Origin of the sequence: Micromonospora sp. ATA51 (genome assembly GCF_016802855.1) — a bacterium.
GTDB lineage: Bacteria > Actinomycetota > Actinomycetes > Mycobacteriales > Micromonosporaceae > Micromonospora > Micromonospora sicca.
The window spans coordinates 1-1,724 of the sequence record NZ_JAEVHJ010000618.1 but is presented as its reverse complement, the minus strand read 5'-3'; the positions used below and the strand labels follow the sequence as shown (position 1 = coordinate 1,724).

General features: G+C 74.9%; 1 protein-coding gene and 1 pseudogene. Both read right to left on the bottom strand.

What is annotated here, in order from left to right:
- A partial coding sequence (locus tag JNW87_RS40150; protein ID WP_255544848.1) for a condensation domain-containing protein occupies positions 1-803 on the bottom strand: 803 nt, incomplete at its 3' end.
- 122 nt (positions 804-925) lie between these two features.
- Positions 926-1,621 (bottom strand): annotated as a pseudogene (locus tag JNW87_RS41930) (condensation domain-containing protein); the annotation flags it as partial.
- Positions 1,622-1,724 lie beyond the last annotated feature (103 nt).

The window sequence follows — 1,724 nt, the reverse complement described above, 5'->3', positions numbered from 1 at the left end:
GTGGTCGAGGTCGAGCGGCACCGGATCGAGCAGGTCCGGGTGCTCCGCCCGGAGGAGCCCGACGACGATGACTGAGCTGCTGATCGCCGTGCTGCTGCTACGGCGGGCGCCGGAACGGAGTCCGCCGGCCGCTCGGGCGCGTCGGTGAGCGAGTCGAGCACCGCCAGGTAACCGTCGAGCAGGTCGGCGATCCGGGCGGCGGCGAACAGGTCCGGGTTGTAGACCGCGTCCAGCGCCAGCACACCCTGCCGCTCGACCAGGTAGAGGGTCAGGTCGAACGGCGAACCCGGCAGACCGGCCGGCACCCGCTCGGCGACCAGGTCCGGCAGGTCCAGTGCCGGCTCGGCGAAGTTGAACACGTTGAACAGCACCTGGACCAGCGGTGGCCGGGCCGGGTCCCGTGGCACGGACAGCTCCTGGACGATCCGCTCCAGCGGCGCGTTCGGATGGGCCAGCACGTCGAGCAACTCCTGCCGGCAGGCCAGCACCTGATCGGTGAAGCTGCGCTCGCCGTCGGGGCGCAGCCGCACCGGTGCGATGTCCACGAAGAACCCGACCAGGTCCGCGACGGCGGCCAGCCGGCGATCGGCGACCACGACGCCCACCACGTGGTCCGTGCGGTCGAGCAGTCGGCGCAGCACCTCACCGAAGGCGGCCAGCAGGACGGTGGACGGCGTCGCGCCGAGCCGGGCCGCCAGTGCGCGTACCCGGGCGTCGAGTTCCGGCGGAAACGGGGCGCTGGCGAACTCGCCGCGGTAGGTCTGCGCGGCCGGGCGTACCCGGTCGGCGGGCAACTCCAGCATGGTCGGCGCGCCGGCCAGGTGCGCGGTCCACCAGGCGAGGTCGTCCGGCCCGTGCCGCCGTCCCGGGCGGCTCGCCAGACCGCGTAGTCGGCGTACGTCGCCGGCAGTGGGTCCAGCGGCGCCGTGCCGTCCCGGGCTGCCCGGTAGGCGGTGGCCAACTGGTCGTACAGCACCGCCTGCGACCAACCGTCGAACACGGCGTGGTGGAAGGTCATCGCCAGCACGTGCTCGTCGGCGGCCAGCCGGTACAGCTCGGCCTGCCACACCGGTCCCGTGGCCAGGTCGAACCGGGTCGCGGCGCCGGCCTGCAACCAGGCCCGCAACTCGGTCTCCCGGTCGGCCGGGTCCATGCCGGACAGGTCGACCACCCTCAACGGCACGTCACCCGGCGGGTCACAGATCACGTGCGGTGCACCGGCGACCCGGGTGATCCGCCAGCGCAGCACCTCGTGCCGGTGGACGACGGCCCGCAGCGCGGCGCGCAACGCGGTCAGGTCCAGCGGGCCGCGCAGCCGCTCCGCCATGGCGGTGTTGTAGGCCGCCGAGTCGGGCGCGAGCTGGTCCAGGAACCACAGCCGGCGCTGGGACGGCGACAAGGTCGGTGGCTGGCCCGGCAGCAGCTCCGGCTCGGTGAGCCGGTCCGCGCCGGCCACCCGGGCGGCCAGACCGCCGAGCGTACGGCCGTCGAAGATGTCCGCCACGGAGACGTCCCGACGGAGTTCGTCGCGCAGCACGGCGACCAGCCGCATCGCCGACAGCGAGGTCCCGCCGGCGGCGAAGAAGTCGTCGGCCGGGTTCGCCGCCAGGACGCCGAGCACCCGCCGCCAGGCGCCGGCGACGGCCGTTCGTCGGGCGTGCCGGCGGCATCGGCGCCGCCGTCGAGCCCGCCGGCCGGCGTGGCGTCGAGCCCGGCGCGGCGGC